The sequence below is a fragment of the Kineococcus glutinatus genome, assembly GCF_039542765.1.
Classification (GTDB): domain Bacteria; phylum Actinomycetota; class Actinomycetes; order Actinomycetales; family Kineococcaceae; genus Kineococcus_A; species Kineococcus_A glutinatus.
On sequence record NZ_BAABIL010000759.1, the window covers coordinates 1 to 2,538 of the forward strand.

A 2,538-nucleotide genomic window follows, 5' to 3' on the forward strand; every position below is an offset into this window, starting at 1 on the left:
ACCCCCGCGCCCACGAGCTGGCCGCCCGGCTGGACGGGTGCACCCTGCGCGACGCCGACCGGCTGCTGCGCCGCCTGCACGCGCTGTCCGGCCAGCGCGACCCCGCCCGCGCCGAGGAACAGCTCGCGCAGATCGCCGCGGACGTCGAGCGCGCCGAGGCGCGCCTGGCCGCCCGCCGCGCCACCGTCCCCGTGATCGGCTACCCCCCGGAGCTGCCGGTCAGCCAGGAGCGCGACCGCATCGCCGAGGCGCTGCGCGAGCACCAGGTCGTCGTCGTGGCCGGGGAGACCGGCTCGGGCAAGACGACGCAGCTGCCCAAGATCTGCCTGGAGCTCGGCCGCGGCGTGCGCGGCACCATCGGCCACACGCAGCCCCGCCGGATCGCCGCCCGCGCCGTCGCCGAGCGCATCGCCGAGGAGGTCGGCTCCGAGGTCGGCGCCACCGTGGGCTACGCCGTGCGCTTCACCGACCAGGTGGGCGAGGACACCCTCGTCAAGGTCATGACCGACGGCATCCTGCTCGCGGAGATCCAGCGCGACCGCGACCTGCGCCGCTACGACACGATCATCATCGACGAGGCGCACGAGCGCAGCCTCAACATCGACTTCCTGCTGGGCTACCTCGCGCGGCTGCTGCCGCGCCGGCCGGAGCTGAAGCTGATCATCACCTCGGCCACCATCGAGACCGAGCGCTTCGCCGCCGCCTTCGGGGGTGCGCCCGTCCTGGAGGTGTCCGGGCGCACCTACCCCGTCGAGGTCCGCTACCGGCCCCTGCTGGCCGCCGAGTACGAGGACGACGAGGCCGGCGACGACGACGCGGAGGACGACGAGGACGACGACGGCGTCGGCCGCGCCCCCGAGGACGCCCTCAGCGCACCGGACGCCGACCGGGACCAGACCGAGGGCGTCCTCGACGCGGTGCGGGAGCTGGCCGCCGAGGGACCCGGCGACGTCCTGGTGTTCCTCTCCGGGGAGCGGGAGATCCGGGACACCGCCGACGCGCTGCAGCCGCTGCTGCGGGAGCGGGAGTTCCGCGACGCGGAGGTGCTGCCGCTGTACGCGAGGCTGTCGGCCGCCGAGCAGCACCGGGTGTTCACCCGCGCCGCGCACCGGCGCATCGTGCTGGCCACCAACGTCGCCGAGACCTCCCTCACCGTGCCCGGCATCCGCTACGTCGTCGACGCCGGCACCGCCCGCATCTCCCGCTACAGCCACCGCACGAAGGTGCAGCGGCTGCCGGTGGAGCGGATCTCGCAGGCCTCGGCGAACCAGCGCGCCGGCCGCTGCGGGCGCGTCGCCGACGGCATCTGCATCCGGCTGTACTCCGAGAAGGACTTCGGCTCGCGCCCGGAGTACACCGACCCGGAGATCCTGCGCACCAACCTGGCCGCCGTCATCCTGCAGATGACCTCCCTGGGCCTCGGTGACATCGCCGCGTTCCCCTTCGTGCAGCCGCCGGAGAAGCGCGCCATCACCGACGGCATCCACCTGCTGGAGGAGCTGGGCGCGCTGGAACCCGGCAGCGGCAGCGGCGGCGCGCCCCGGCTGACGCCCACCGGCCGCGACCTGGCCCGGCTGCCCATCGACCCCCGGCTGGCGCGCATGGTGCTGGAGGGGCACCGCAACGGCTGCCTGCACGACGTGCTCGTCGTGGTCGCCGCGCTGTCCGTGCAGGACCCCCGCGAGCGCCCGCACGAGCAGAAGCAGCAGGCCGCGCAGCTGCACGCGAGGTTCCGCCACGAGCAGTCGGACTTCCTCACCTACCTCAACCTGTGGTGGTACTTGCAGCGGCAGCAGCGGGACCTGTCGTCCTCGGCGTTCCGCCGCCGCTGCAAGCAGGAGTTCCTGCACGTGCTGCGGGTGCGGGAGTGGCAGGACACCGTCACCCAGCTGCGCCGCGTCGCGCGGGACCTGGGCATGCAGGTGCGGGTCCCGGAGCTGCCGGAGGTGGCCGACGAGGCGGCCGAGGCCTCCGGCAGCGGCTCGGAGGCCGTCGCGGCCGCCGCGGTCGACGCCGACGGCCTGCACCGCTCGCTGCTGGCGGGGCTGCTGTCGAACATCGGGATGAAGGAGCTGCCGGGCAAGGGCGCGGCCCGGCGGGAGGCGCGCCCGATGACCGAGTACCTCGGTGCCCGCGGTGCGCGGTTCGCGCTGTTCCCCGGGTCCTCCCTGGGGCGGCAGCAGCCGGCGTGGGTGGTGTCCGCCGAGCTCGTGGAGACCTCCCGGCTGTGGGCGCGCGTCGTCGCCGCGATCGACCCGCGCTGGGTGGAGCCGCTGGCCGAGCACGTCGTCAAGCGCCAGTACTCCGAGCCGCACTGGGAGCGCCGGCGCGCCGCCGTCGTCGCCACCGAGCGCGTCACCCTGTACGGGGTGCCGGTCGTGGCGGGGCGCGCCGTCGCCTACGGCCGCATCGACCCGGAGCTGTCGCGGGAGCTGTTCATCCGCCACGCCCTCGTCGAGGGGGACTGGGACACCCGCCACGAGTTCTTCGCCCGCAACCGCGAACTCCTCGAGGAGGCCGAGGAGCTGGAGCACCGCG

The 2,538-nt window shown here is 74.8% G+C and carries 1 protein-coding gene; it reads left to right on the forward strand.

Annotated features, from left to right (window positions below; genetic code table 11):
* Window positions 1-2,538 (forward strand): ATP-dependent RNA helicase HrpA (gene hrpA / locus ABEB16_RS21055; protein ID WP_425560281.1); only part of this gene is annotated, 2,538 nt, incomplete at both ends.